At 71.6% G+C, this 22,571-nt stretch carries 18 protein-coding genes and 2 pseudogenes; 10 read left to right on the forward strand and 10 right to left on the reverse strand.

Annotated elements, in window-relative coordinates; genetic code table 11:
* Positions 1-1,165: heavy metal translocating P-type ATPase (locus ACFTZL_RS17175; RefSeq protein WP_382582835.1), on the forward strand; the 1,165-nt coding region annotated here is incomplete at its 5' end.
* A gap of 5 nt (positions 1,166-1,170) precedes the next feature.
* Here the strand turns inward: ACFTZL_RS17175 and ACFTZL_RS17180 are convergent.
* The 4 genes from ACFTZL_RS17180 to ACFTZL_RS17195 form a co-directional block, all read right to left on the reverse strand.
* On the reverse strand, positions 1,171-2,238 hold the full coding sequence (locus tag ACFTZL_RS17180) for a LacI family DNA-binding transcriptional regulator (protein WP_382582838.1): 1,068 nt from the start codon (positions 2,236-2,238) through the stop codon (positions 1,171-1,173).
* Positions 2,239-2,326: 88 nt separating this feature from the next.
* Positions 2,327-4,714, reverse strand: a complete 2,388-nt coding sequence (locus ACFTZL_RS17185; RefSeq protein WP_382582841.1) for a beta-galactosidase — start codon at positions 4,712-4,714, stop codon at positions 2,327-2,329.
* Entirely contained in the window at positions 4,711-6,477 is a 1,767-nt protein-coding gene (locus tag ACFTZL_RS17190; protein WP_382582844.1) for a beta-galactosidase family protein, read from the reverse strand. The genes ACFTZL_RS17185 and ACFTZL_RS17190 overlap by 4 nt, the downstream gene beginning before the upstream one ends.
* 38 nt (positions 6,478-6,515) lie before the next feature.
* Positions 6,516-7,709 (reverse strand): MFS transporter, encoded by a 1,194-nt coding sequence (locus ACFTZL_RS17195; RefSeq protein ID WP_382582847.1) that lies wholly within the window; start codon positions 7,707-7,709, stop codon positions 6,516-6,518.
* Positions 7,710-7,817: 108 nt separating this feature from the next.
* Between ACFTZL_RS17195 and ACFTZL_RS17200 the strand changes: the two genes are divergently transcribed.
* Both ACFTZL_RS17200 and ACFTZL_RS17205 read left to right on the forward strand, forming a co-directional pair.
* Positions 7,818-8,477, forward strand: coding sequence for a 1,4-alpha-glucan branching protein (locus tag ACFTZL_RS17200; protein WP_382582850.1), 660 nt, complete (start codon positions 7,818-7,820; stop codon positions 8,475-8,477).
* A gap of 34 nt (positions 8,478-8,511) precedes the next feature.
* Positions 8,512-9,104, forward strand: a pseudogene (locus tag ACFTZL_RS17205) (Type 1 glutamine amidotransferase-like domain-containing protein).
* A gap of 52 nt (positions 9,105-9,156) precedes the next feature.
* Here ACFTZL_RS17205 and ACFTZL_RS17210 read toward each other — a convergent pair.
* Entirely contained in the window at positions 9,157-9,996 is an 840-nt protein-coding gene (locus ACFTZL_RS17210; protein ID WP_382582853.1) for an arginase family protein, read from the reverse strand.
* Between the two features lie 172 nt (positions 9,997-10,168).
* On the opposite strand from ACFTZL_RS17210, the gene ACFTZL_RS17215 reads away from it, so the two are divergent.
* Both ACFTZL_RS17215 and ACFTZL_RS17220 read left to right on the forward strand, forming a co-directional pair.
* Entirely contained in the window at positions 10,169-11,416 is a 1,248-nt protein-coding gene (locus ACFTZL_RS17215) for an acyl-CoA dehydrogenase family protein (RefSeq protein ID WP_382582856.1), read from the forward strand.
* Positions 11,417-11,532: 116 nt separating this feature from the next.
* Positions 11,533-11,934 carry an SseB family protein gene (locus ACFTZL_RS17220; RefSeq protein WP_184595591.1) on the forward strand — a complete coding sequence of 134 codons (402 nt, stop codon included), beginning with the start codon at positions 11,533-11,535 and terminating at the stop codon, positions 11,932-11,934.
* 30 nt (positions 11,935-11,964) lie between these two features.
* Here ACFTZL_RS17220 and ACFTZL_RS17225 read toward each other — a convergent pair whose 3' ends face one another.
* From ACFTZL_RS17225 to ACFTZL_RS17245, 5 genes are all read right to left on the reverse strand, one after another.
* On the reverse strand, positions 11,965-12,354 hold the full coding sequence (locus tag ACFTZL_RS17225; protein WP_382582859.1) for a MarR family winged helix-turn-helix transcriptional regulator: 390 nt from the start codon (positions 12,352-12,354) through the stop codon (positions 11,965-11,967).
* An 84-nt stretch (positions 12,355-12,438) separates the two neighbouring features.
* Positions 12,439-13,470 carry a LacI family DNA-binding transcriptional regulator gene (locus ACFTZL_RS17230; RefSeq protein WP_382582862.1) on the reverse strand — a complete coding sequence of 344 codons (1,032 nt, stop codon included), beginning with the start codon at positions 13,468-13,470 and terminating at the stop codon, positions 12,439-12,441.
* On the reverse strand, positions 13,467-14,375 hold the full coding sequence (locus ACFTZL_RS17235) for a carbohydrate ABC transporter permease (RefSeq protein ID WP_382582865.1): 909 nt from the start codon (positions 14,373-14,375) through the stop codon (positions 13,467-13,469). Before ACFTZL_RS17235 ends, ACFTZL_RS17230 begins: the two co-directional genes overlap by 4 nt.
* Positions 14,372-15,298, reverse strand: a complete 927-nt coding sequence (locus ACFTZL_RS17240) for a carbohydrate ABC transporter permease (RefSeq protein WP_382582867.1) — start codon at positions 15,296-15,298, stop codon at positions 14,372-14,374. Before ACFTZL_RS17240 ends, ACFTZL_RS17235 begins: the two co-directional genes overlap by 4 nt.
* Complete coding sequence (locus tag ACFTZL_RS17245) at positions 15,295-16,614, reverse strand: ABC transporter substrate-binding protein (protein WP_382582870.1); 1,320 nt, start codon at positions 16,612-16,614, stop codon at positions 15,295-15,297. The genes ACFTZL_RS17240 and ACFTZL_RS17245 overlap by 4 nt, the downstream gene beginning before the upstream one ends.
* A 184-nt stretch (positions 16,615-16,798) precedes the next feature.
* Between ACFTZL_RS17245 and ACFTZL_RS17250 the strand changes: the two genes are divergently transcribed.
* The 5 genes and pseudogenes from ACFTZL_RS17250 to crcB form a co-directional block, all read left to right on the forward strand.
* On the forward strand, positions 16,799-18,820 hold the full coding sequence (locus tag ACFTZL_RS17250; RefSeq protein ID WP_382582872.1) for a beta-galactosidase: 2,022 nt from the start codon (positions 16,799-16,801) through the stop codon (positions 18,818-18,820).
* A gap of 111 nt (positions 18,821-18,931) precedes the next feature.
* Positions 18,932-20,493 (forward strand): annotated as a pseudogene (locus ACFTZL_RS17255) (arabinogalactan endo-beta-1,4-galactanase).
* A 159-nt stretch (positions 20,494-20,652) separates the two neighbouring features.
* Positions 20,653-20,910 (forward strand): ArsR/SmtB family transcription factor, encoded by a 258-nt coding sequence (locus ACFTZL_RS17260; protein ID WP_382582875.1) that lies wholly within the window; start codon positions 20,653-20,655, stop codon positions 20,908-20,910.
* Positions 20,911-20,960: 50 nt separating this feature from the next.
* Positions 20,961-21,920, forward strand: a complete 960-nt coding sequence (locus tag ACFTZL_RS17265; protein WP_382582881.1) for an SMP-30/gluconolactonase/LRE family protein — start codon at positions 20,961-20,963, stop codon at positions 21,918-21,920.
* Between the two features lie 204 nt (positions 21,921-22,124).
* A partial coding sequence (crcB, locus tag ACFTZL_RS17270) for a fluoride efflux transporter CrcB (protein ID WP_382582878.1) occupies positions 22,125-22,571 on the forward strand: 447 nt, incomplete at its 3' end.

Genomic DNA, 22,571 nt, shown 5'->3' on the forward strand with positions numbered 1-22,571 from the left:
CGCGACCGGGGCCTTCTTCGTGGTGCCGCTCGCCTTGGGCGTGCGGCTCACCGACTCGCTGCTGCGCGCCATGACGTTCATGATCGTGGCCTCGCCGTGCGCGGTCGTGCTGGCCACCATGCCGCCCCTGCTGTCGGCCATCGCCAACGCCGGGCGGCACGGTGTTCTGGTGAAGTCGGCCGTGGTGATGGAGCGGCTCGGCCAGGTGGACGCGGTCGCACTGGACAAGACCGGCACCCTGACCGAAGGCAGCCCGCGCGTCACCGACGTCCGGCCGCTGCCGGGCTCCGGCTTGGACGAGGGCGAGTTGCTGACCCTGGCGGCGGCCGCCGAGCGGCCCAGCGAGCATCCGCTGGCCCGGGCGGTCGTCGACGCGGCCCGTGAGCGCGGCCTCGACCTGCCCGAAGCGAAGGACTTCGCCTCCGCGCCCGGCGTGGGAGTGACCGCCGTCGTCGAAGGCCGTGCGGTCGCGGTGGGTGCCCCGGCCCGGCTGACGGACGACGCCTTCGAAAGGGTCGCGGAACTGGAGGAGTCCGGCCGTACCGCCGTCCTGGTCGTCGTCGACGGCGCCCCCGCCGGACTGCTCGGCATCGCCGACCGGCCACGCCCGGACGCCGCCGCCACGGTCGCCGCCCTCACCACGCTCACCGGCACCGCCCCCACACTCCTCACCGGCGACAACCCCCGGGCTGCGGCGCACCTCGCCGCCGAGACCGGCATCGACGACGTGCGCGCCGGGCTGCTGCCGCAGGACAAGCTGGCCGCCGTCCAGGAGATGGAGAGCGCGGGCCGCAAGGTGCTGGTCGTCGGGGACGGCGTCAACGACGCGCCCGCCCTGGCCGCCGCCCACACCGGGGTCGCCATGGGCCGGGCGGGCTCCGACCTCGCCCTGGAGACCGCCGACGCCGTGATCGTGCGCGACGAACTCGCCGCCGTCCCCGCCACCGTCGCCCTCTCCCGCCGCGCCCGCGGGCTGGTCGTCCAGAACCTCGTGATCGCCGGGGTGTTCATCGCCGGCCTCGTCGTCTGGGACCTGGCCGGCGACCTGCCGCTGCCCCTGGGTGTGGCGGGCCACGAGGGCTCCACGGTCCTCGTCGGACTGAACGGCCTGCGGCTGCTGAGGGAGTCGGCCTGGCAGAAGGCCGCCGCCGAAGGGAGTGCCTGAGCCCGTCAGCGCACCGGCGGCGGACCGCTGCTCGCGCGCACCACGAGGTCGACGGGGACGAGGCTGTCCACGCGGGGCCGCTCGCCCGGGCCGTCGATGCGGTCCAGGAGAAGGCGCAGGGAACGCGTGCCGATCTCGGCGAAGTCGGTGCGGACGGTGGTCAGCGGGGGCAGCAGATGCGCGGCCTCGGGGATGTCGTCGTAGCCGACGACACTGAACTCCCCGGGGACGGACCGCCCGGATTCGTGCAGGGCGTGCAGCAGGCCCAGCGCCATCTGGTCGTTGGAGGCGAACACCGCCGTCACCTCCGGGCGCCGGGCCAGCCGACGGCCCAGCTCGTAACCGGAGTCGGCGCCCCAGTCCCCGACGAGGGGTGCCGGGACGTCGGCGCCGGCCGCCTGGAGCGTCGCCTGCCAGCTCGCCAGCCGGTGATCGGCCGAGGTCCAGCCGGTCGGGCCCGCGATGTGCCAGACGGTGGCGTGCCCCAGGCCGAGGAGATGCTCGGTGGCCTTGCGGGCGCCGGTGCGGGAATCACCCGTGACCAGGGGAGTGCTGTCGTCGAGGGCGCTCTCCAGCACCACCAGCGGAGTGCCGAGGTCGGTCTCCGCCAGCGCGCGGCCCACCCACTGCTGCGGGGCGATCGCGATGACGCCGTCCGCGCCCTCGGCCGACAGCCGGTTCACGGCCTCGACGACGGTCCCTTGGTCGGCCGTGTCCAGCGCGATGGAGCTGACGAGGTAACCGGCCTCCTGGGCCGCGGTGTTGATCGCGGTCAGGATGGAGGCCGGCCCGTACCGTGCGGCGTCGAAGGAGATCACTCCGAGCATCCGCGTCCTGCCGCTGGCCAGGGACCGCGCGCTGCGGCTGGGCCGGTAGCCGAGCGTGCGCATGGCCTCCAGGACCGCCTCGCGCGTCTCGGGGCGGACGGCCGGGTGGTCGTTGAGCACCCGGGAGACGGTCTGCTTGGAGACGCCGGCCAGCCGGGCCACGTCTGCCATCACCGGCCGCGTCCCCGCGAAGTTGCGCCGGCTGCGGCCCTTGGGAACCGGGCCGTCGGTGGCGCTCGGTGTCATGGCGGGTGATTTCCTCGACGTCGGATACGGCGGTCCTGAACCCGCCCGGCAGGAGCACAGCATAGGCCGCGCGGTGCACCCAAGGGCCTCAGCCGGTCCGGACCGCCCACACGCGCGTGACCACCCACTCCGCATGCCCCACCCCGGCCGCCCGCCAGGCATCACCCACCTGCCCCGGCACATGCACCGGCGCGTCCACCGCCAGCGGCAGCACCTTCAGCCGCAGCCCCCGAGCACGCAACACCTCGGCGGGCAACCGGTCCAGGCCGATGTCCCAGACCCGCCCCGAGTAGAACTGGTCCGCGACCAGGACGTCCCCCGCGTAGGCCCGTGCCAGATCACCGGTCCAGTGCAGCCGCAGCAGCACACCGGCCGGCGCCCGCAGCAGTTCCTCCGGTACGTCGATCCGGTACTCGGCGGCCACGGTGTCCACGTACGTGGCGGCGGGCATGCTCGCCCGGCCCTGCACGCCGGTCACGGGCTCCGGGGCCGGACCGGCGGGCCTGACCAGGGTGACGTGCGCGGCGGTGTCGCCGACGGCACCGGCCTCGACGGTGTAACGCGTGCACACACCGTCCGCCTCCTCCCGCAACGGTTTCCCCTCCACCACCAGGGCGGGATCGGGCGCGGGCAGCACCGCGAACGACGGCTCCGCGGCCGGGGTGTGCAGCCGTACCTCGTCACCGTCGAAGACGACCCCGTCCCCGCAGAGCACCAGCCGCTCGGCTCCCCAAGCGACACCCCGGTAGGCCGTGCGGGCCGTCGCCGCGTCCAGGACCAGCAGGCCGACGCGGGAACCGTCGGCCGCGTCCACCTCGACCAGGGCTCCGGTGCCCGGCCGCAGACCGGTGACCAGGACCCGGCCGTCGACGGGCGTGACCTCCCCGTCCCCGGACGGCACGGCGACGGCCGTCACCGTGTCCGCGTCCAGGGCGAGTTCGGGCGCGATGCCGTCGGTCGCGGCCAGCACCAGCACCGTACGGCCGTCCGCCTCGATCGTGCACACCGGCTGCGCCGTGGCCCACTCCAGCCGCAGCCCGGCCACGTCCAGCCGCAGCGGCCAGCAGAAGGAGGCGCCGGAGGGCACCGTGACGGGAACGCTCGGCAGTGTCAGCGAAGGCGCGTTCGGGAAGTCGACCCTGAACGTCGTGTCCGGGTGGTCCGGCAGCGGCTCGTGCGGCTGGTGGTTGGTCACGAACAGGAAGCCCGAGGTGCCGTCGGTGCGGACGGCCCAGCGCAGGGTGTCACGATCGTGCTGCCCGGCCGGCAGCCGCTCGGGCAGCACGGACTCCATGGGCGCGATCCGGTGCCCGAAAGCGGCCAGCAGCAGGTGCTGGAGCCGCAGTTCGTGGTACGAGGGCCGCACCTGGCCGTACTCGCCGAGCGGGGCCTGGAAGTCGTAGCTCAGGACCGGCAGGTCGTTGGGGTAGCCGGTGGCGTGCGACTCCTGAAGGGTGGTCAGCTCTCCCGGCGGGTTCGTGCCGCCGTGGAACATGTAGTAGCCCTGCCACACCGAACCGCAGCCGATCTTGGTCAGCCCGAGCGCGCCCACATCGGCGGCCTCCACGCGGGGCCGCCGGTGATAGGCCACCGCCATGCCCCCGCCCAACTCGCAGGTGGCCCAGGGGAACCGGTCCGTCGGGGCCGGGTCGGCGCCGCGCACGGTCGTGGGCCGCAGGTCGGCGCCGATGCCCTCGTCGTCGCGCTCGTGCGTGAAGAAGAAGTGCTTGCGGCAGGTGTCGGGCCAGCCGCCCTGCGCCTCCGTCCAGAACGCCTCGGGATAGCCGCCGTACAGCGGAAGCAGCTCCTCGCCCGGGAGCTGCACCCCGCCCCAGGCGGTCGACGTCCACAGCGGTGCGCTCAGCCCGGCCTCCTGGGCCAGGCGCTTGAGCGTGCGCAGGTGGCCGGGCCGGTCGTAGAGCTCGTTCTCGATCTGGATCGCGACGATCGGACCGCCGTGTGCCCGGTCCAGGCCGCGCAGTTGCTCCGCGACGGCCGTGAACCAGGTGCGTACGGGCTCCAGATAGGCCGGGTCGTCGGTACGCGGCGTGCAGGCGCGGGCGAGCAGCCAGTCGGGCAGGCCACCGTTGCGCACCTCCGCGTGTGACCAGGGGCCGATGCGCGGGACGAAGTCCAGGCCGTGGCGGGCGCACAGCCCGGCGAAGCGCCGGAGGTCGCGGTCGCCGTCGAAGCGGACCCGGCCCTCGATCTCCTCGTGGTGGATCCAGATGACGTAGGAGGCGACGGCGGTCACCCCGCCCGCCTTCATCTTCAGCAGCTCCTCCTCCCACTCCCCGTTCGGGTAGCGGGAGTAGTGGAACTCGCCGGAGACCGGGAACCAGGGGCGGCCGCCACGGGTGAGCCAGCGGCTGGTCACTTCGACCGGGTCGGGCACGCCCGGCGCGTCGGCCAAGGGCAGATGGCCGGTGAGCGGGGGAGCGGAGGGCGTGGGAACGCGCAGTCGGCGCGGGGTCACCAGGTGTTCTCCGGGCCGAGGTCGGGGGTGTCGGTGAGCTGGGCGCGGGTGGCGGTGGTGCCGTGCAGCTCCAGCAGGACCAGCTCGTTGGCGCCCGGCCGCAGCACGGGGGCGGGGAGGTACAGGGTGTGCTGCGGGCCCCGGTTCCAGTAGCGGCCCAGGTGGAAGCCGTTGACCCACGCCTGGCCCTTTGTCCAGCCGGGCAGGGAGAGGAAGGCATCGGCGGGCGTGGCCACCTCGAAGGTGCCGCGGTGGAAGGCCGGCACGGTGACCGCGGCCCCCTCGGCCGGTACGAACGGCAGCCCGTCCACGCCGTCCAGTGGCAGCGGGCGGCAGTCCCAGCCCCGCAGGACGGTGCCGTTGCAGGAGACGGGCCCGAGCAGTCCCTTGGGCGCACCGATACGGGGCCCGTAGTTGACGCCGCCCATGTTCTCGACGAGGACCTCCAGCATCGCGCCGGAGCGTGGGACGCGCACGGGCAAGGTCTCGTCGTGGCGTTCGCGCTCCAGCACACCGGCCGGGGCGCCGTCGACGAAGACCTGGGCGCGGTCGCCGACACCGCCGGAGAAGTGCAGCAGGCCGTCACCGGCAGCGGGAAGGGCGGTGCGGTAGAGCGCGTAGCCGGTGCGCTGCCCGAGCTCGTCCATGGTCACAGGGTCGTCGGCGTGCACGGGTGCGGCGAGCGTGCCGGCGAGCGGAAGCAGGGGTGCCCGGCCGTCCAACTCCACATCGGTGGGCGGAAGTTTCGGTCCAGGCGCCGGGGCAGGCTCGTCGGGAACGCCGGCATGGCGGGCGATGACCTCGCGGAAGGCGTGGTACTTCGGCCCCGGGTCGCCGCACTCGGTGAGCGCGGCGTCGTAGTCGTACGACGTGACGGTCGGTGTGTAGGCGTGCTTGTGGTTGGCGCCGTTCGCGAAGCCGAAGTTGGTGCCGCCGTGGAACATGTAGATGTTGACGGACGCCCCGGCGGACAGCAGCCGGTCCAGGTCCGCGGCGGCGTCGGCCGCGTCCCGCACATGGTGCGGACCGCCCCAGTGGTCGAACCAGCCGATCCAGAACTCCGCGCAGAACAGGGGCCCTTCGCTCCGGTGCTCGCGCAGCCGCCCGAGGCACTGCTCGACGCGGCTGCCGAAGGTGCTCGCCGCCAGGACGCCCGGCACGCTTCCGGCGGCCAGATGTTCCGGGTCGGCCTGGTCGCAGGTGAACAGCAGCTCCTCGACGCCCCGGGAACGGAACGCGTCGGTCAGGTGCTTCAGATACGTGCTGTCGTCGCCGTAGGCCCCGTACTCGTTCTCCACCTGCACCGCTATGACGGGACCGTCCGCCGCGGCCATGTGCGGGCGGAGGGCGGGCAGCAGCAAGTCGAGGTAGCGGTCGACGGCCCCGGTGAAGCGCGGATCGCTGGTCCGCAGCCGGATGTCCGGGTCCGAGGTCAGCCAGTCGGGCAGGCCGCCTCCGTCCCACTCGGCGCAGATGAACGGACCGGGACGCAGCAGCACGCGCAGCCCCTCGTCCTGGGCGAGCCGGAGGAACCGGGGCAGGTCGAGGAAACCGTCGAGCACGAGGGGCCCGTCGGGATCCGGCTGGTGGTGGTTCCACGGCAGGTACGTCTCCACCGTGTTGAGGCCCATCAGACGGGCCTTGCGCAACCGGTCGGCCCACAGGTCGGGGTGGACCCGGAAGTAGTGCAGCGCGCCGGAGAGGATCCGGAACGGCTCGCCGTGCAGCAGGAATCCGTCGGACGTCGTCGTCAGAGCGGGCATGCGGAGGCTTCCCTTCGAGGTATTCGAGGCAGGGGCAGTCAGCGGGAACGGGTGGCGCGGATCAGCCAGAGCGTGGCGGCCAGGCACAGCGCCGAGACACCGCACAGCAGGAGCGGCACCGCGCGGATCCCGGACCACTCGATGGCCTTGCCCAGCGCCGGCCCGGCGGCGACACCGCCGACCATGGAGGCCGCGATGACCACGGCACCGGCCCGCCGGGCGCGCGGCGCGGACCGGTTCAGCCAGGGCAGCCCGGTGGGGAAGATCGGCGCGATGAACAGACCGACACCGGCGTACGCGTACGGAGCCAGCGCGGGCACGGACGCGGCCAGCAGACACACCGTCATGCCCGCGCACGAGACGGTGATGATGGCCTGGGCGGAGAACCGCAGCGCGAGCGGGGCGACCAGGAAGCGCCCGACGGTCATCATCAGCCAGTACACCGAGGTGGCCGTGGCCGCGACGCCCGCGCCGTAGCCGACGGTCTCCAGATGCGTGGGCTCCCAGCCGCCGACACCGGCCTCGACGGCGACGTGCAGGACGTAGAGCGCGACGAAGACGGCGAGCACGGAGCCGAGGCTGCGGCTCAGCACCTGTCCACGTCCGTCCTCGGCCCCGCCCGGCAGGGGCACGTCGTTCCGAACTCCCCTCAGGCACAGCAGCAAGGGCAGATTGGCGAGGGCGAAGCAGAGGAAGACGGCCGGGTAGTGCTCCGAGCCGACCACGCCGATCAGGGCGGGGCCGAGGATGGCGCCGATGCCGAAATGGGCGTTGAGGATGTTCAGCATCGCGGTCGAACGGTGGCCGAAGCCCACGGCGAAGAGCTGGTTGAGGCCGTAGTCGATGCCACCGAAACCGAGCCCCGCGAGCAGGGCCGCCGCGAGGGCGGTGGGCCAGTCGGGCGCCAGCGCGAAGCCCGCAGCGCCGACGGCCATCAGCAGATAGGAGCTGCCGAGGATGTGCCGGTTGCCGACCCGGCCGTAGAGCCGGTCGAACAGCAGCACACCGGCCACACCGCCGACGAAGTGGGCGCTCAGCCCCAGCCCCGCGGCGGAGGGAGACAGCCCGAACTCCGCACGGAAGGCCGGGATCGCGGGCCCGTACAGGGCCTGCAACGCACCGATGAGCACAAAGCCGACACAGGACGCCACGACGGCGGCCCTGCTGAAGACCGGGGAGGACGAAGCGGGGGAGGGGCGGGAGTCGAGCTGTGCGGTCGGCTGGTCGGTCACGCGGACTGATGTTACCGGTAACATACCGCGCGTCAACATCCCTTGATCTCCACGAACGTATGCTGCGTGTTCTCACGGCTCGCATCGACCCAAGGGGAGGGGATCGGCATGGCCGTCATCCACCACACCACGCTGACACCGACCAAGCTGGAACTCCTCACCTCCTGGCTGCCCTCCCGTCCCTGGTATCGCGGTGGCGTGACCGAACCGAAGCTGGTCAAGGCCGGCGGGTTCCGGCTGGACGATCCGCGAGGCGAGGTCGGGGTCGAGTTCCTCGTCGTCACCGACACCGGCGGCCCTCACCCGACCACCTATCTGGTGCCGCTCACCTATCGCGGTGCCCCGCTGGAGGGGGCGGAGCATGCCCTCGTCGGCACCATGGAGCACGGCGTGCTCGGGCGGCGCTGGGCCTACGACGGCTGTCACGACCCCGTGATGCTCGCCCAGTTGTCGGCCTTGATCGAGGGGCGGGCGCAGGCCCAGGACCAGAACATCAGCGACGTCCCCGACCGCGAGGTCACCGCCTCGTACATCGGCGAAGGGCCTCTCCCCACGGACTTCACCGCCACCGACGACCGGGACGGCACCCGGCTGACCACACCGCACGGCGCGACGATCCACATGCACCGGGTCCTCCGACCCGCCCCGGACGGTCCGTCGACTCCCGGGCAGGGAACGACCGGCCACGTCACGGGCTCCTGGCAACTGGCGGACGGCACTCGCGCCCGGGGAGTGCTGGCCGCGCTGCGCAGCGGCCCCACGGCCTGACCCGCGCGCACGCCCCATCCAAAAAGGCCCCGCTATGGCCCTGGCACCCGCACAGCGTCTCGCCCTCCTCGGCGGCGGCTTCTCCACCGACGACGACGGCCTGCTGGACGACTGGATGCTGGCCCAGGCACGCGTGTCCCGCCCCAAGGTGTGCTTCGTGCCCACCGCCAGCGGAGACGCACCGGCATACGTAGAACAGTTCCGCACGGCGTTCCGGTCACGCCCTGACTGGAACCCTCCGTCCTGCACCTGTTCCGCCGGGAGCTGGACGACGACGCCCTGCGCTCCTTCCTGCTCGCCCAGGACGTCGTGTACGTGGGCGGCGGCAACACGGCCAACCTCCTCGCGGTCTGGCGCACCCACGGCGTGGACCGGCTGCTGCGGGAGGCGTACGAGCAGGGCACGCTACTGTGCGGCATCAGCGCCGGTGCCGAGGGCTCGCACACCGACTCCTTCGGGCCGCTGACGTACCTCCCCGTGCTCTTCACGGAGGGTGTGCCGGCGGAGGCCGTCACCCGGGATCCGGGAGCAGGGGTGTTTCGGGTGGAGCCGGACGGGAGCGGTGCGGTGCGTGAGCACGGTCTGCCCTGCCGGGTCCTCGGGCCTGCCCGCTCACTGCCACGGTAGGCGTGCGCCCCCGAACCGCGCTGGTGGGGGAGAGCGCCGGCAGAGGCGCTGATCAGTGTCGGTCGGGCCCGAACAGTCCGTCGACGATCCGCCGCAGTACCGCCTCCTCCTCGCCGCCGGCTTCCGTCCGTTCGTACTCGGTGAGCGCGAGGCCGGCGAGGGTGAACTCTTCCGTCAGCGCCCGCACAGCTACGACCAGGTCCTCCACACCGAGTCCGCCGGGCTCGGGTGTGCCGACGGCAGGGAACACCCGCGGGTCCAGGACGTCGAGGTCGATGTGGAGGTACACCGCCTCGGCGCCGGTGGCGCGCACCGCGGCCAGGAGCGGCCCTGGTTCTGTGAGCTGCTCGACGCCGAGGTGCCGTATGCCGCGACTCTCGACAAGGTCCTGTTCACCCGGGTCCAGTGACCGCGCGCCCGCCAGCACCACACGGTCGGCCGACAGGCTCCGCGTGGGCCGCAGGCCCTCCGGCCCGTCGCCGATGAGGGCGCGCAGCACCATGCCGTGGAAGGCTCCGGAAGGCGACGACTCCGGACTGTTGAGGTCTGCGTGCGCGTCGAACCACACCAGGGCCAGCCGGTCCCCGAACGCGGAGAGCGCGGCCTCGATCGGGGCGAGGTCGACCCCGCAGTCGCCGCCGATGATCACTGGCCCTTCGCCCGGCGGAACGTCAGCCAATGCCGCGCGCACCGCCAGCAGATGGCGCTCCAGCACATCGGCGTTCCGTACGCCGCCCCGCGCGTTGCCGAGGCAGTTGTCGAGTGTGACCGTACGCCGCCGACCTGCGGGTATCAGCTCAGCCAGCCAGGCGGCACCACTGGGCAACCGACGGGCCGTGGAAGCACCCGACCCCTGCCACTGCGCCACCTCCAGTACGACTGGACCGGACATGAACGTCCCCCTTCCACGATGATCTACGCAGCCTATGCCGTAGCCCCGGCGGTCTCACACATCACGCCCGTTGAGCCTCTGACTCCTCGGCGTGGTCGACCAGGTTCCGGCTTCAAGGACACGGGCACGTACCGGTCACGAACCGACGTCCCCCACACGTCAGGAGACACCCGTGACACCCGTGATCGCCCCGCCCGAACCCGGACTGACCGAAGCCGAACTCGTCGAACGAGCCATCGCGTTGCGGCCCGCGCTGATCGAACGACAGGCGGAGACCGAGCGGTTGACGCACTACCCGCAGACCACCCACGAGGACTTCTTACGGGCCGGGTTCTACCGGGCGCTGCAGCCGCGCCGCTACGGCGGGTACGAGTTCGGTCTGCCCGTCTTCTACCGCGTGGTCACCGAGGTCGCGCGCGGCTGTCCCTCCAGCGGCTGGGCGCTGTCCCTCACCGCCGCCCATGTCCTGCAGGTCGCGTCGGCCTTCGGGGAACGCGCGCAGGACGAGATCTTCGGCGCGGACGGGGAGTTCCGCGCCGCGTCCACCCTCGCACCGGTCGGCGTCGCACAGCCCGACGGCGACCACGTGATCCTCGACGGCACCTGGCCGTACTCCTCCGGCGCCCCCTACTCCACGCACTACGTCGGCCAGACCCTGCGCGCCCCCGAGAAGCCCGGCGACGCCCCGGGCCCGCTCGTGCTGTTCTGCGCACCCCGCGAGGTCTGGACGGTGCTCGACGACTGGCACGGCGTCCTCGGCCTGCGCGGCAGCGGATCCAACAGCATCCGCATGGCACAGGCCCGCATCCCCGCCCACCACATGGTCGGGGCCGGCCTGCTCGACCTGCCCGTCGAGGGCGGCAGCCCCGGCTCGGAACTGCACGGCAACCCCATGTACGCCGGGCGGGCACCGAGCTTCTTCCACGGCGAACTCGCCGCCATCATGACCGGCACCGCGTACGCCGCCGCCGACGAGTACGCCCGGATCCTCGCCACCCGCCCGCTCACCCTGGAACCCGACCGCACCCGCGCCGAGCTGCACGACTACCAGCGCAACCTCGGCGAAGCCCTGGGCATCATCCACACCGCGCACGCCGCGCTCCAGCAGACGGCCCAGGAGTGGATGGAGACCTGCCGCCGCAACGTCTCCGGCGAGGCCCCCTTCACCACCGCCGAGGACAACCGCCTCGCGCTGATGTTCCTGCACGCCGGGCGCATGGCCTGGGACGTCCTCCAGGGCACCCTCTTCCGCACGGCAGGCTCCCGGCACGCCCGGGACGGCGAGCGGATGCAGCGCTACTTCCGGGACGCCGCCACCTACTGGACGCACATCGGCCCCAGCATGGCCGAGCCCCTGGCCAGGCGAGTCGGCTGCGACCGCCTCGGCCTGCCCTCCGGCCACATCCCACTGATCCCGTGAACCTCAGTGATCCACCAGGATTGCCCCGTCCACGATCGGGTACGCGAGCAGGACCGCGCCCGGGGCGGATCATGTCCCGGGTGGGCCGCAAGACCGCCGCTACCAGGGAATCTGCCATGGAGACACCCGCAAACAACCCCACGCCCACGCCCGCCCAGCGGGCTCTGGACGTCCTCGCCGAGAACACCGAGGACGCGGCGGCTCTGAACGCGCTCGCCGACAGCGACGTGCTCATCCCCGTGCCCGATGACGCGAACGATGCCGACGCCGCCAACCCCTCGGCGGTGGCGCTGCCGGTGCTGGAGCAGCCCGGTGGCGAACCGGTGGTGCCCGTGTTCACCTCCGAGGTGGAGATGGCCGGGCTGCTGCCGTTCGTCTCCCGCTACCGGATGGTGCCGCTCGGCGCCCTCGCCGCTCAGTGGCCGGCCGACGACCTGTCGCTCACCATCGACGGCAGCTCGGAGCACCGCCTGACGCTCACCTCGGAGGGAGTTCGCACCCTGCTGGCACGTCCGTAGGGTGACCGGCCCGGTCCGGGCCTGGGCCGCTCACACGCCCAGCGTCCGGGCCAGCGCCGCCCGCTGCAGCGGCAGCACCTCGGCGTGCAGGTCACGGCCCCTGGAGGTCAGGGCGACCCATACGCCGCGCCGGTCCTCGACGCACACGGTGCGCGTCACAAGACCGTCCTTCTCCAGCCGGGCGATCAGCCGCGACAGCGCGCTCTGGCTCAGATGGACCCGCCCGACCAGATTCTGCACCCGGCACTGCTCGCCCTCCTCGGGCGCGGCGGTCACGAGCATGTCCAGGACCTCGAAATCGGAGGCGCCGAGGCCGTGCGGATGCAGCGCCCGGTCGATCTCGCACATCGTGCGCGCGTGCGCCGACAGGATGTCCCGCCACCGTTCCTCGAGCCGCGCACCAGCCGTTTTCGCTGCCATAACCGAACGGTACACCGGTCCGAGGTTCAATGACTGTGCATGGAGTGGCGTCTTTGTGGCGTCCTGCCGGGCCGGGCCGGGTGCCTACGTCGACTCCCGCTTCACCAGCTCCGTCGGCAGGATCACCGCCGCCGGATCCTCGCCCCCGATCTGCGCGAGCAGCACCCGCACCATCTCGGCGCTGATGCGGTCCCACGGCTGCCGGATGGTCGTCAGCTCGGGGCTCGACGCCAGCGCGGCCGGTGAGTCGTCGAAGCCCCCGACCGCGACATCCAGCGGCACCCGCCGCCCCGCCCGCTGCAGCGCCGCCAGCACCCCCTGGGCCATCAGATCCGAGGCGACGAACACCGCGTCCATGTCCGGGGCCTGCGCCAGCAGCCGCTCGGCACCCGCCTCGCCACTGGCCCGGCTGTAGTCGCCGGAGACGACGAGCCGCTCCTCGAACTCCAGGCCCGCGTCCGCGAGCACCTCCTTGTAGCCGGCGAGGCGCTCGACACCGCCCGGCGTGTCCAGCGGACCGGTCACCATGCCCACCCGGTGCCGCCCGAGCGACAGCAGATGACGCACCATGTCGCGGGCACCGTCGCGGTCGTCGGCGGCCACATAGCTCACCTTGGAGGCCAGCCCGATCGGCTTCCCACACGCCACCAGCGGCACCCCGGCCCCGCGCAGCAGCTCGGCGACGGGATCCCCGGAGTGGCTGGAGACCAGCAGCACCCCGTCGACATGCCCGGCGGTGATGTAGCGCGTGATGCGCCGCCGTTCGTCCTCGGTGCCGGCCAGCATCAGCAGCAGCGGGATGTCGTGCGCGGCGAGCGCCTGAGTGCAGCCGCGCAGCAGGACATTGAAGTTGGGGTCCTCGAAGAACCGCTCCTGCGGCTCCGTGAGCAGGAAGCCGATCGAGTCGGACCGCCCGGTGATCAGGGAGCGGGCGTGCCGGTTGACGACATAACCCGTCCTGCGGATGGCCGCGTTGACCGCCTCCTGGGCGGCCGGGCTGACGTAGTGGCCGCCGTTGAGCACCCGCGAGACGGTGCCGCGCGAAACCCCCGCCTCGCGCGCCACGTCGTGGATCGTGGGCGGCCTGCGCCTGCCTCCCGCAGCGTTCATGGTCATGACTTTACGGCTCCGGACAGCAGATCCAGACTCCAGAAGCGCTGGATGACCAGGAAGAGGGCGACCAGTGGGAGCACCGCGAGAAACGCGCCCGTGATCACCAGCGTGTACAGCGCCGGGGTGTTGGCCCCCTGCTCCAGCAAGGTGAACAGACCGAGCGTGATCGGGAACTTCTCGTCGTCGCTGAGCATGATGTACGGCAGCAGGAAGTTGTTCCAGATCGCCACGAACTGGAACAGGAACACCGTCACCATGCCGGGGATCATCATCGGCAGCGCGATCCGCGTGAAGATCCGCCACTCGCTGGCCCCGTCCATCCGCCCGGCCTCGACCACGTCGGCGGGCACCGCGGCGGCGGCGTAGATCCGCGCGAGGTAGACGCCGTACGGGAAGAGGATCTGCGGCAGCAGCACGGACAGGTACGAGTCCGTGAGGTCGGCCTTCGCCAGCAGCAGGTACTGGGGGACGGCCAGGATCACCGGCGGCATCAGCACACCGGCGAGCAGCACGTTGAAGATCGTCTCGCGGCCGCGGAAGCGGTAGGTCGCCAGCGCGTAGCCGCTGATCGCCGAGACGCACGTCGACAGCAGGGCGCCCAGGCCGGCGTACAGGGCGGAGTTGCCCATCCACGCCCAGTACACGCCGTCGCGGTAGGCGCTCAGGTCCCGGACGTTGTCGGCGAACCCCGAGCCCGGCAGGAACGTGAACGTGGAGAACAGCTCGCGTCCGGACTTGGTGGCCGCGATGAGCACCCAGGCCACCGGCAGCAGGCAGTAGACGGCCCCCAGGAGCAGGGTGACCGTCGGGATCAGGGCGATCCGGCGGCGCAGCGGCGGGCGGCCCCGGTCGGTGCCGGACGTGCTGCCCGCCCTCGGCTCGGCCTTCGGGACGGCAAGGGAACTCATCGAGCTGCCTCCTGCTTCTGACGACGGTTCGCGGCTCGCAGGAAGCCGAAGGACAGCAGGAGCGTGGCGAAGGCGATGATCACGGCCTGCGCGGCGGCCCCGTGGATGTCACCTTCGCCGAACGCGTCCCGGTACACCTTCATCAGTGGACTCCACGTCGTGGACACGGAGTTGGTGAGCGGCTTGAGGGTGGTCGGCTCGTTGAACATCTGGAGCGTGGCGATGATCGAGAAGAAGAAGGTCAGCACCAGCGAGGGCGCCACCATCGGGATCTTGATCCGCAGCGCGATCTGCGCCGGGGTCGCACCGTCCAGCTTCGCCGCCTCGTACACCTCCGCCGGGATCGCCTGGAGCGAGGTGTAGATGACGATCATGTTGAAGCCGGTGCCGCCCCAGACCGCGATGTTGGAGAGAGCGAGATACAGCGGCCCGCCGTCCAGCAGGTCCGGCTGCGGCATACCCAGCTTGTCGAGCACGAAGTGGAACGGGCTCACGTCCGGCAGGTACAGGAAGCCCCACAGCAGCGCCGCCACCACACCGGGGATGGCGTACGGCAGGAAGATCGCGAGCCGGGTGAACGGCGCGAGCCGCACCTTCTCGGAGTCGAGCATCAGCGCGAACAGCAGGGCGAGGCCGAGCATCACCGGTACGACGATGCAGCCGTAGCCCAGCACGCGCAGCGCCCCGTGCATCAGCTCGCTGTCGGTGAGGGCGTCGGTGTAGTTCTCCAGACCGGCCCAGACCTCCTTGCGGGCGCCGGAGCCGAGGCCGAGCCCCGAGACCTTCACCTTGCGGAAGCTGAGCCAGACCGCATAGCCGATGGGCAGCGCGAAGAACAGCGCGAACAGGATCGTCGCGGGGAGAAGGAAGGCATACGGGGCGCCCTTGACCCCGTACGCCTGCCGGCGTGCCGTGCTTTTCACCGAGCGACCCCGAAGCCCTGCTTCTTCATGTCGGCGACGGTGTCGTCCTGCATCTTCTTCAGGGCGGCGCCGAAGTCGGACTTGTTCTTCGCGGCGGCGCCGAAGGCGTCCTTGAAGGTGGTGTAGGCGACGTTCACGTTCGGGCCCCAGGCGGACGGCGCCGTGGTCTCCGCGATGTCGGCGGCCTTGGTGTAGAAGTCGGCCTGGTTGGAGAAGTAGGCCGGCGGCTTGAGGAAGGCGCCGCTGGTCTGGGCGTTCGTGGCGGCCGGGTAGATGCCGCTCTCCTTCGCCAGCGCGTTGAGGGCCTCGCTGTCCGTGTTCAGCCAGGCGGCGAACTTCGCGGCGGCCCCCTGGTGCTTGGAGTCCGTGGTCACGGCGGTGGACGAGCCGCCCCAGCTGCCGGTACGGGTCTCGCTCGCGGACCACTGGGGGAGCGGGGCCATGGCCCACTTGCCCTTGGTGTCGGGAGCCGCCGTGGTCAGGGTGCCGGGAGCCCACACGGCGCTGACCCAGGCGATCTGCTTGCCGGTGTTGAGCGCCTTGTTCCAGGCCGGCGTGTACATCGGCTGGTTGTCGACCGCGCCCTCCTCGACCAGGCCGCCCCAGAACTTCGCGACCTTCTGCGTCGCCGCGTCGTCGATGGAGACCTTCCACTGGTCCCCGGAGGTCGTCCACCACTTGGCGCCCGCCTGCTGCGCGAGGCCCGCGAAGAGGCCGGAGTCATTGGCGGAGAAGGTGGTCAGGTCCTTGTCGGGAGCCGCCTTCTTGAGCTTGCGGGCGGTCTCGGCGAACTCGTCCCAGGTCGTCGGCACCGTCAGGCCGTACTCCTTGAACAGGTCCTCGCGGTAGTAGAACATCATCGGCCCGATGTCCTGCGGGACCGCGTAGACCGCGTCCGTGCCCAGCGTCGTCTGCTGCCAGACGCCGTCGGCGAAGCCGCCCTTCGCGTCGCTCACGTTCTTCGATATGTCCGCGAGCGCGTCATTGCTGACCAGCGTGGGCAGCGCCTGGTACTCCGCCTGCACCAGGTCGGGCGCCTTGCCCGCCTTGTGCGCGGTGAGGATCTTGGTGACCAGTGTGTCGCCCGACGCCTGCTTCTTCACCGTGACGGTGATCCGGTCCTTCTTGCCCGGCCCCTTGTTCCACAGGTCCACGACCTTGTCCATGCCGGGCGTCCAGGTCCAGTACGTCAGCGAGGCCGGGCCCGACTCGGTCTCGCTGTCAGCCGACTCCGTCCCGCAGGCGGCGAGTGTGGTGGCGCCGAGCGCGACGGCGACGGCGGTTCTCACGAGGCGGAGGCGCTTCGTGTACGGCATGGATCTCTCCCCTGACCTGGGGTCCTCGCCTGCTGCGAAGACCTGCCATGCTTCTGTGAGCGTTCACAGTAGAGAAACATCCCGGACACTTGTCAATGGTTGTTGCTGTGCGGTTATGTTGGGCTCCGCACCGCGCCGCTGTGTGTGCACGTTCCCAATTGCTCGACCGACCGGGAGACCATCCATGCCGGAGACCACCCCCAGGGGCCTCACCAGGCTCGCCTTCGGCGGGGACTACAACCCCGAGCAGTGGCCGGAGAGCGTCTGGCCGGAGGACGTCCGGCTGATGCGGGAGGCCGGCGTCACGATGGTGAGCGTCGGGATCTTCTCCTGGGCGCTGCTGGAGCCGTCGCCCGGCGCGTACGACTTCGGCTGGCTCGACCGCGTGCTCGACCTGCTGCACGAGAACGGCATCCGCGTCGACCTCGGTACGCCCACCGTCTGCCCGCCGGTCTGGTTCTACCGCGCCCACCCCGAGGCCCTGCCCGTGACGCCGGAGGGCGTGCGCCACGAGTTCGGCTCCCGCGCCGCGATCTGCCACAGCAACACCGACTACCGCTCGGCCGCCGCGGCCATCACCACCAAGCTCGCCGAGCACTACGGCGACCACCCGGCCCTGGCGATGTGGCACGTGCACAACGAGTACGGCGTCCCCGTCTCGGCCTGCTACTGCGACGCGTGCGCCGCCCATTTCCGCCGCTGGCTCGCGACGACGTACGGCACGGTCGACGCCGTCAACGAGGCCTGGGGCACGGCCTTCTGGGGCCAGCGCTACGCGGACCTCGAGCAGATCAACCCGCCCCGGCTCACCCCGACGTCCGTCAACCCGGGCCAGGCGCTGGACTACAAGCGGTTCGCCGACGCCACCATGCGCGAGAACTTCGTGACGGAGCGGGACATCCTGCACCGCCTCTCACCGGGCGTCCCGGTCACCACCAACTTCATGACGGCCCTGAGCCAGTGCGACTCCGTCGACTACTGGGCCTGGGGCCGCGAGGTCGACATCGTCACCAACGACCACTACCTGATCACCGACGGCCGCCGCACCCACGTCAACCTCGCGATGGCCGCCGACCTCACCCGCTCCGTCGCGGGCGGTGCCCCCTGGCTGCTCCTGGAGCACTCCACCTCGGGCGTCAACTGGCAGCCCCGCAACCCCGCCAAGGCCCCCGGCCAGATGGCCCGCAACTCCCTCGCCCATGTGGCGCGCGGCTCCGAGGGAGCGATGTTCTTCCAGTGGCGCCAGTCCCGGCGCGGCGCCGAGAAGTTCCACTCGGCGATGCTCCCGCACGGCGGCACCGACACCCGTGTCTGGCGCGAGGTCACCGAACTCGGCTCGGCCGTACAGACGTTGAGCGAGATCCGCGGCACCCGCACCGAGGCCGACGTGGCCGTGCTGTGGGACTGGCACTCCTGGTGGGCGCAGAACCTCGACTGGCGCCCCAGCGGGGACCACGACGCCCGCGAACGCGCCGACGCCTTCTACGAGGCCCTCTACGACCGCCACCTCACCGTCGACTTCGCCCACCCGGAAGCCGACTTGTCGAGGTATCCCCTTGTCGTCGTACCGGCTCTGTACCTGATGACGGAGACGGCCGGGAACAACCTCAAGGCCTACGTCGAGAACGGCGGCACCCTGGTCGTCTCGTACTTCTCCGGCATCGTCGACGAGCACGACGCCGTCCACGAGGGCGCCTACCCGGGCCCGCTGCGGGACGTCCTCGGCCTCACGGTCGAGGAGTTCTCGCCGCTGCTGCCCGGCGAACGGGTCCGCGTCACCGGCTTCGACGGATCCGAGCTGGGCGCCGATGTGTGGACCGAGTTCGTGGTGCCGCGCGGCGCCGAGACGGTCTGCACATACGCCGACGGCCTCACCGCGGGCCACCCGGCCGTCACCCGGCACCGCCTCGGCGAGGGCACCGCCTGGTACGTCTCCACCCGGCTCGGCACCGACGGCCTCGACGCGCTGCTCGGCGGGGCGATCGAGGACGCGCGCCTCGCCCCGCGCGCCGACCTGCCCCGGGACGTCGAAGTGGTGCGCCGCTCCGGCGAGTCGGGCAGCTACCTGTTCGCCGTCAACCACACCGGCTCGGACACCAAGGTGCCGCTGGAGACCCCGGGCACCGAGCTGCTGACCGGTGAGCACGCGGCGGGCCGCCTGGCGGTCCCGGCCGGAGCCGTCCGGGTCGTCCGGCTCGACGGCTGAACCGACTCCCTCCGCCCGTGCGAGCCGCACGAGCCGCGGGCGGAGGGGCCCTCACCGGCCCCCCGGTGAGAGGCACCCCCATCCCCGACGTCGAAGGGACGACGGACGACGATGTTCCATCCCAGACGCACGCTCAGAGCCCTGCTGCTCCCGCTCGCCGCAGGGCTCGCCCTCACCGCCCTGCCGGCACAGACCGCCCAGGCCGCGAGCACCCTCACCAACGGCGGCTTCGAGGCCGACGGTACGGGCGCGGCCACGCCGAGCGGCTGGTCCGAGTACGGCGACACCGGCGCCTCGTTCGCCGAGGCCGGCGGCCACGGCGGGAGCTACCGCCTGTGAGCCACTGGGCCGCCACCGCCTACAAGGCGGAGACCTGGCAGTACCTGTCCGGACTCGCCAACGGCAATTACAAGCTCACCGCCTGGGTGCGCTCCGGCGGCGGGCAGAAGTCCGCGTACATAGCGCTGAAGAACTGCGGCGGCGCCGAGCAGCGCACCGATCTGCCGGTCTCGGCCAGTGGGTGGATCCGGATCGTCGTGCCGGTCAATGTGACCGGCAACCAATGCACCATCAGCATCAACAGTGACGCGAACGCGGGCAACTGGATCAATGTTGACGACCTGACCTTCACGTCGGGCACGTCCGGTACATCGATCAAGGGTGCCGACATCTCGTCCCTGGCCAAGAGCGAGGCCAAGGGCGGCGTCTACCGCAACAGCTCCGGAACGGCCGGCGACGCCCTGGCCGTCCTCAAGTCGTCCGGCATGAACTACGCACGCCTCAAGGTGTGGGTGAACCCGGCCGACGGCTACAACAACAAGGCACGAGTCCTGGCCATGGCCAAGCGCGTCAAGGCTCAGGGCATGAAGCTGCTGGTCGACTTCCACTACTCGGACTTCTGGGCCGACCCCGGCCGCCAGGACAAGCCCGCCGCCTGGGCCGGACACTCGTACAGTCAACTCAAGACGGACGTGTACAACCACACGTACGACGTGTTGAACGCCTTGAAGGCGCAGGGCACCACCGCCGACATGGTCCAGGTGGGCAATGAGATCAACGGCGGCATGCTGTGGACCGAGGGATCCACCTCCAACTGGACGCAACTGGCCGGTCTGCTCAACTCCGGCTACGACGCCGTCAAGGCGGTCAACTCGTCCACCACCGTCGCCCTGCACCTCGCGGAGGGCGGTGATCTGTCCGGCACCCGCTGGTGGTTCGACAGCGCACGGTCCAACGGCGTGAAGTTCGACGCGATCGGCCTGTCGTTCTACGGCTACTGGCACGGCACACTGGCCGACTTCCAGACGACCCTCGACGACGCGGCCTCCCGCTACGGCAAGCCGGTGTTCGTCGCCGAGACCGCCTACCCGTTCCGCCTGGACAGCGAGGACGCGCACGAGAACATCATCGACACCGGTGACGAGCTGGTCCCCGGCTATCCGGCGAGCGTGGCCGGCCAGACCCGGTGGATGAACGACATGGCGAGCATCGTGGAGGCCGTCCCGAACGGCCGCGGCCTCGGCATCTTCTACTGGGAGGCCACCTGGACCGCGGTGGGCGGCAACGGCTGGGACCCGACCGACGCCTCCTCCGGCAACGGCTGGGAGAACCAGGCGCTGTTCGGCTACGACGACCGGGCACTCTCGTCGATGTCCTGGTTCCGCCACCGCTGATCTCACGCGGGCAGAGCTAGGCACAGCCACGAACTTCGCCAGGGCGTACGGCAGTTCGGTATCGGTCAACGATGCCGACTGCCGGACGCGGCGGCTTGAGCCGCGAGACAGTGGGAAGAACGCGGTAAGAGAGCGAGAGCCGCGAGGCAGGGGCACGACATGCTGAGGACTCCCACGGACGAGACGCGGCTGCGCATCCTGGCCTGGCTGAAGGAACCCGGCCCCGCCGAGGGCGGTGTCACCGCGGACGCGGTCGCCGAGAGATTCTCGCTGGCCCGCCCGGTCGCCGTCACCCACCTCAGGCTGCTCGAAGCCACCGGCATGCTGCGCACCAGCCGGTCCGCGGGCCGCGTGCACTACCACCGCGACGAGGTGCGGATCGCCGAAGTCGCCCGCATGTTTGAAAAGGGCTGGTAGGCGACCCGGCAGAGCGGTATCTCTCCCTGAGGATGAAGGGCATGCGCACCATGGACCGTCCCCCGGCACTCGTCCCACGCCACTACATCGCGATGGGCCACGGCCCCGAGGACGTGGTCGCCGACCCGCGCGGCCGTGTGCTGGCCGGCGTGGCCGACGGCCGCATCCTGCGTCTGGACGGTCTTTCGGACCCGGTCACGGCCCGTACCGAGGTGATCGCCGAGACCGGCGGCAGGCCGCTGGGGCTCGAACTCCTCCCGGACGGCGACCTGTTGGTGTGCGATGCCGAACGCGGCCTGCTGCGCGTCGACACCGGCGACGGCACGGTCCGCATCCTCGCCGACTCGGTGGCGGGGGAGCCGCTGCGGTTCTGCAGCAACGTCGTGTCCCTCTCCGACGGCACCGTCTACTTCACCGTCTCCAGCCGCCGCCACCCCCTGGAACACTGGATCGGCGACATCGTCGAGCACATCGGAACGGGACGGCTGCTGCGCCTGGCTCCGGGCGACGACACCCCCGAGGTGGTGCTGGACGGGCTGCAGTTCGCCAACGGGCTCGCCGTCGGCGCCGGCGAGTCCTTCCTCGTCGTCGCAGAGACCGGCGCCTGCCGGCTCGTCCGCTACTGGCTCTCCGGGCCCGAGGCCGGACGGAGCGAGCCCTTCGCCGAGAACCTCCCGGGCATGCCCGACAACCTCTGGCGCGGCGCCCCGGACGGACCGCTCTGGGTCGCGCTGGCCGGACCCCGCGTCCCGCCCCTCGACCTCCTCCACCGCAGCGCTCCCTCGGTGCGCCGCGCCGCCGCCCGCGTGGCCGTACACGCCCCGTTCCGGCCCACCGGCACGATCGGCGTGCTGGCCTTCGACGACGAGGGCCGTGTCGTCCACCACCTCGCCCGCCGCCGCTCCGGCTACCGCATGGTCACCAGCGTGTGCGAAGCGGACGGGCATCTGGTGCTGGGCAGCCTCTGGGAACCGGGCGTGGCGATCTGCGAGCCCCCCGCCCCGAAATGACACCGTCCCCGAAATGACCCCGGTCCCCGAAATGACCCCGCCCCGAACCCGGGGTTAATCTGAACCCCGGCCGCGACACCGCTCGCGGCGCGGCGGTGGGGCCCGCCGTACCCGAACCGCGGCGAGGACGCCGCCAACGGTCCCTACTTGCGACGGCACGCGCCCGCACGACCCCGGGCCCCGGCGAGTAGGAGACGTACGCCCATGATCACCCCCGATGCGGAAACCCTCGGCAGCCTGCCCGCCGCCCCGCGTCCGCCCGCCTGGCGCGCCCAGGCCCCCGTCGTCGTGGTGGTGGCGCTCGGCGGGGGAGCGGGGGCGGCCGCCAGGTACGTGGCGTCCCTGTGGTGGCCCGCGCACACGGGCGGCTTCCCCTGGACGACCTTCTGGGTCAACGTCGCCGGCTGCGCCGTGATCGGCGTGTTCATGGTGGTCGTCACCGAGATCCGGACCGCTCACCGCCTCGTGCGCCCCTTCTTCGGCACCGGCGTTCTCGGCGGCTTCACCACCTTCTCGACGTACGCCGTCGACATCCAGAAGCTGGTCGACGGCGGCCGCGCCGGCACCGGCCTGGCCTACCTTGCCGCGACACCGCTCGCGGCGCTCACAGCGGTGTGGCTCGCGGCCTGGGCGACCCGCCGCATCCTGAAC

It is taken from the genome of Streptomyces sp. NPDC056948, from assembly GCF_042674225.1.
Classification (GTDB): domain Bacteria; phylum Actinomycetota; class Actinomycetes; order Streptomycetales; family Streptomycetaceae; genus Streptomyces; species Streptomyces purpurascens.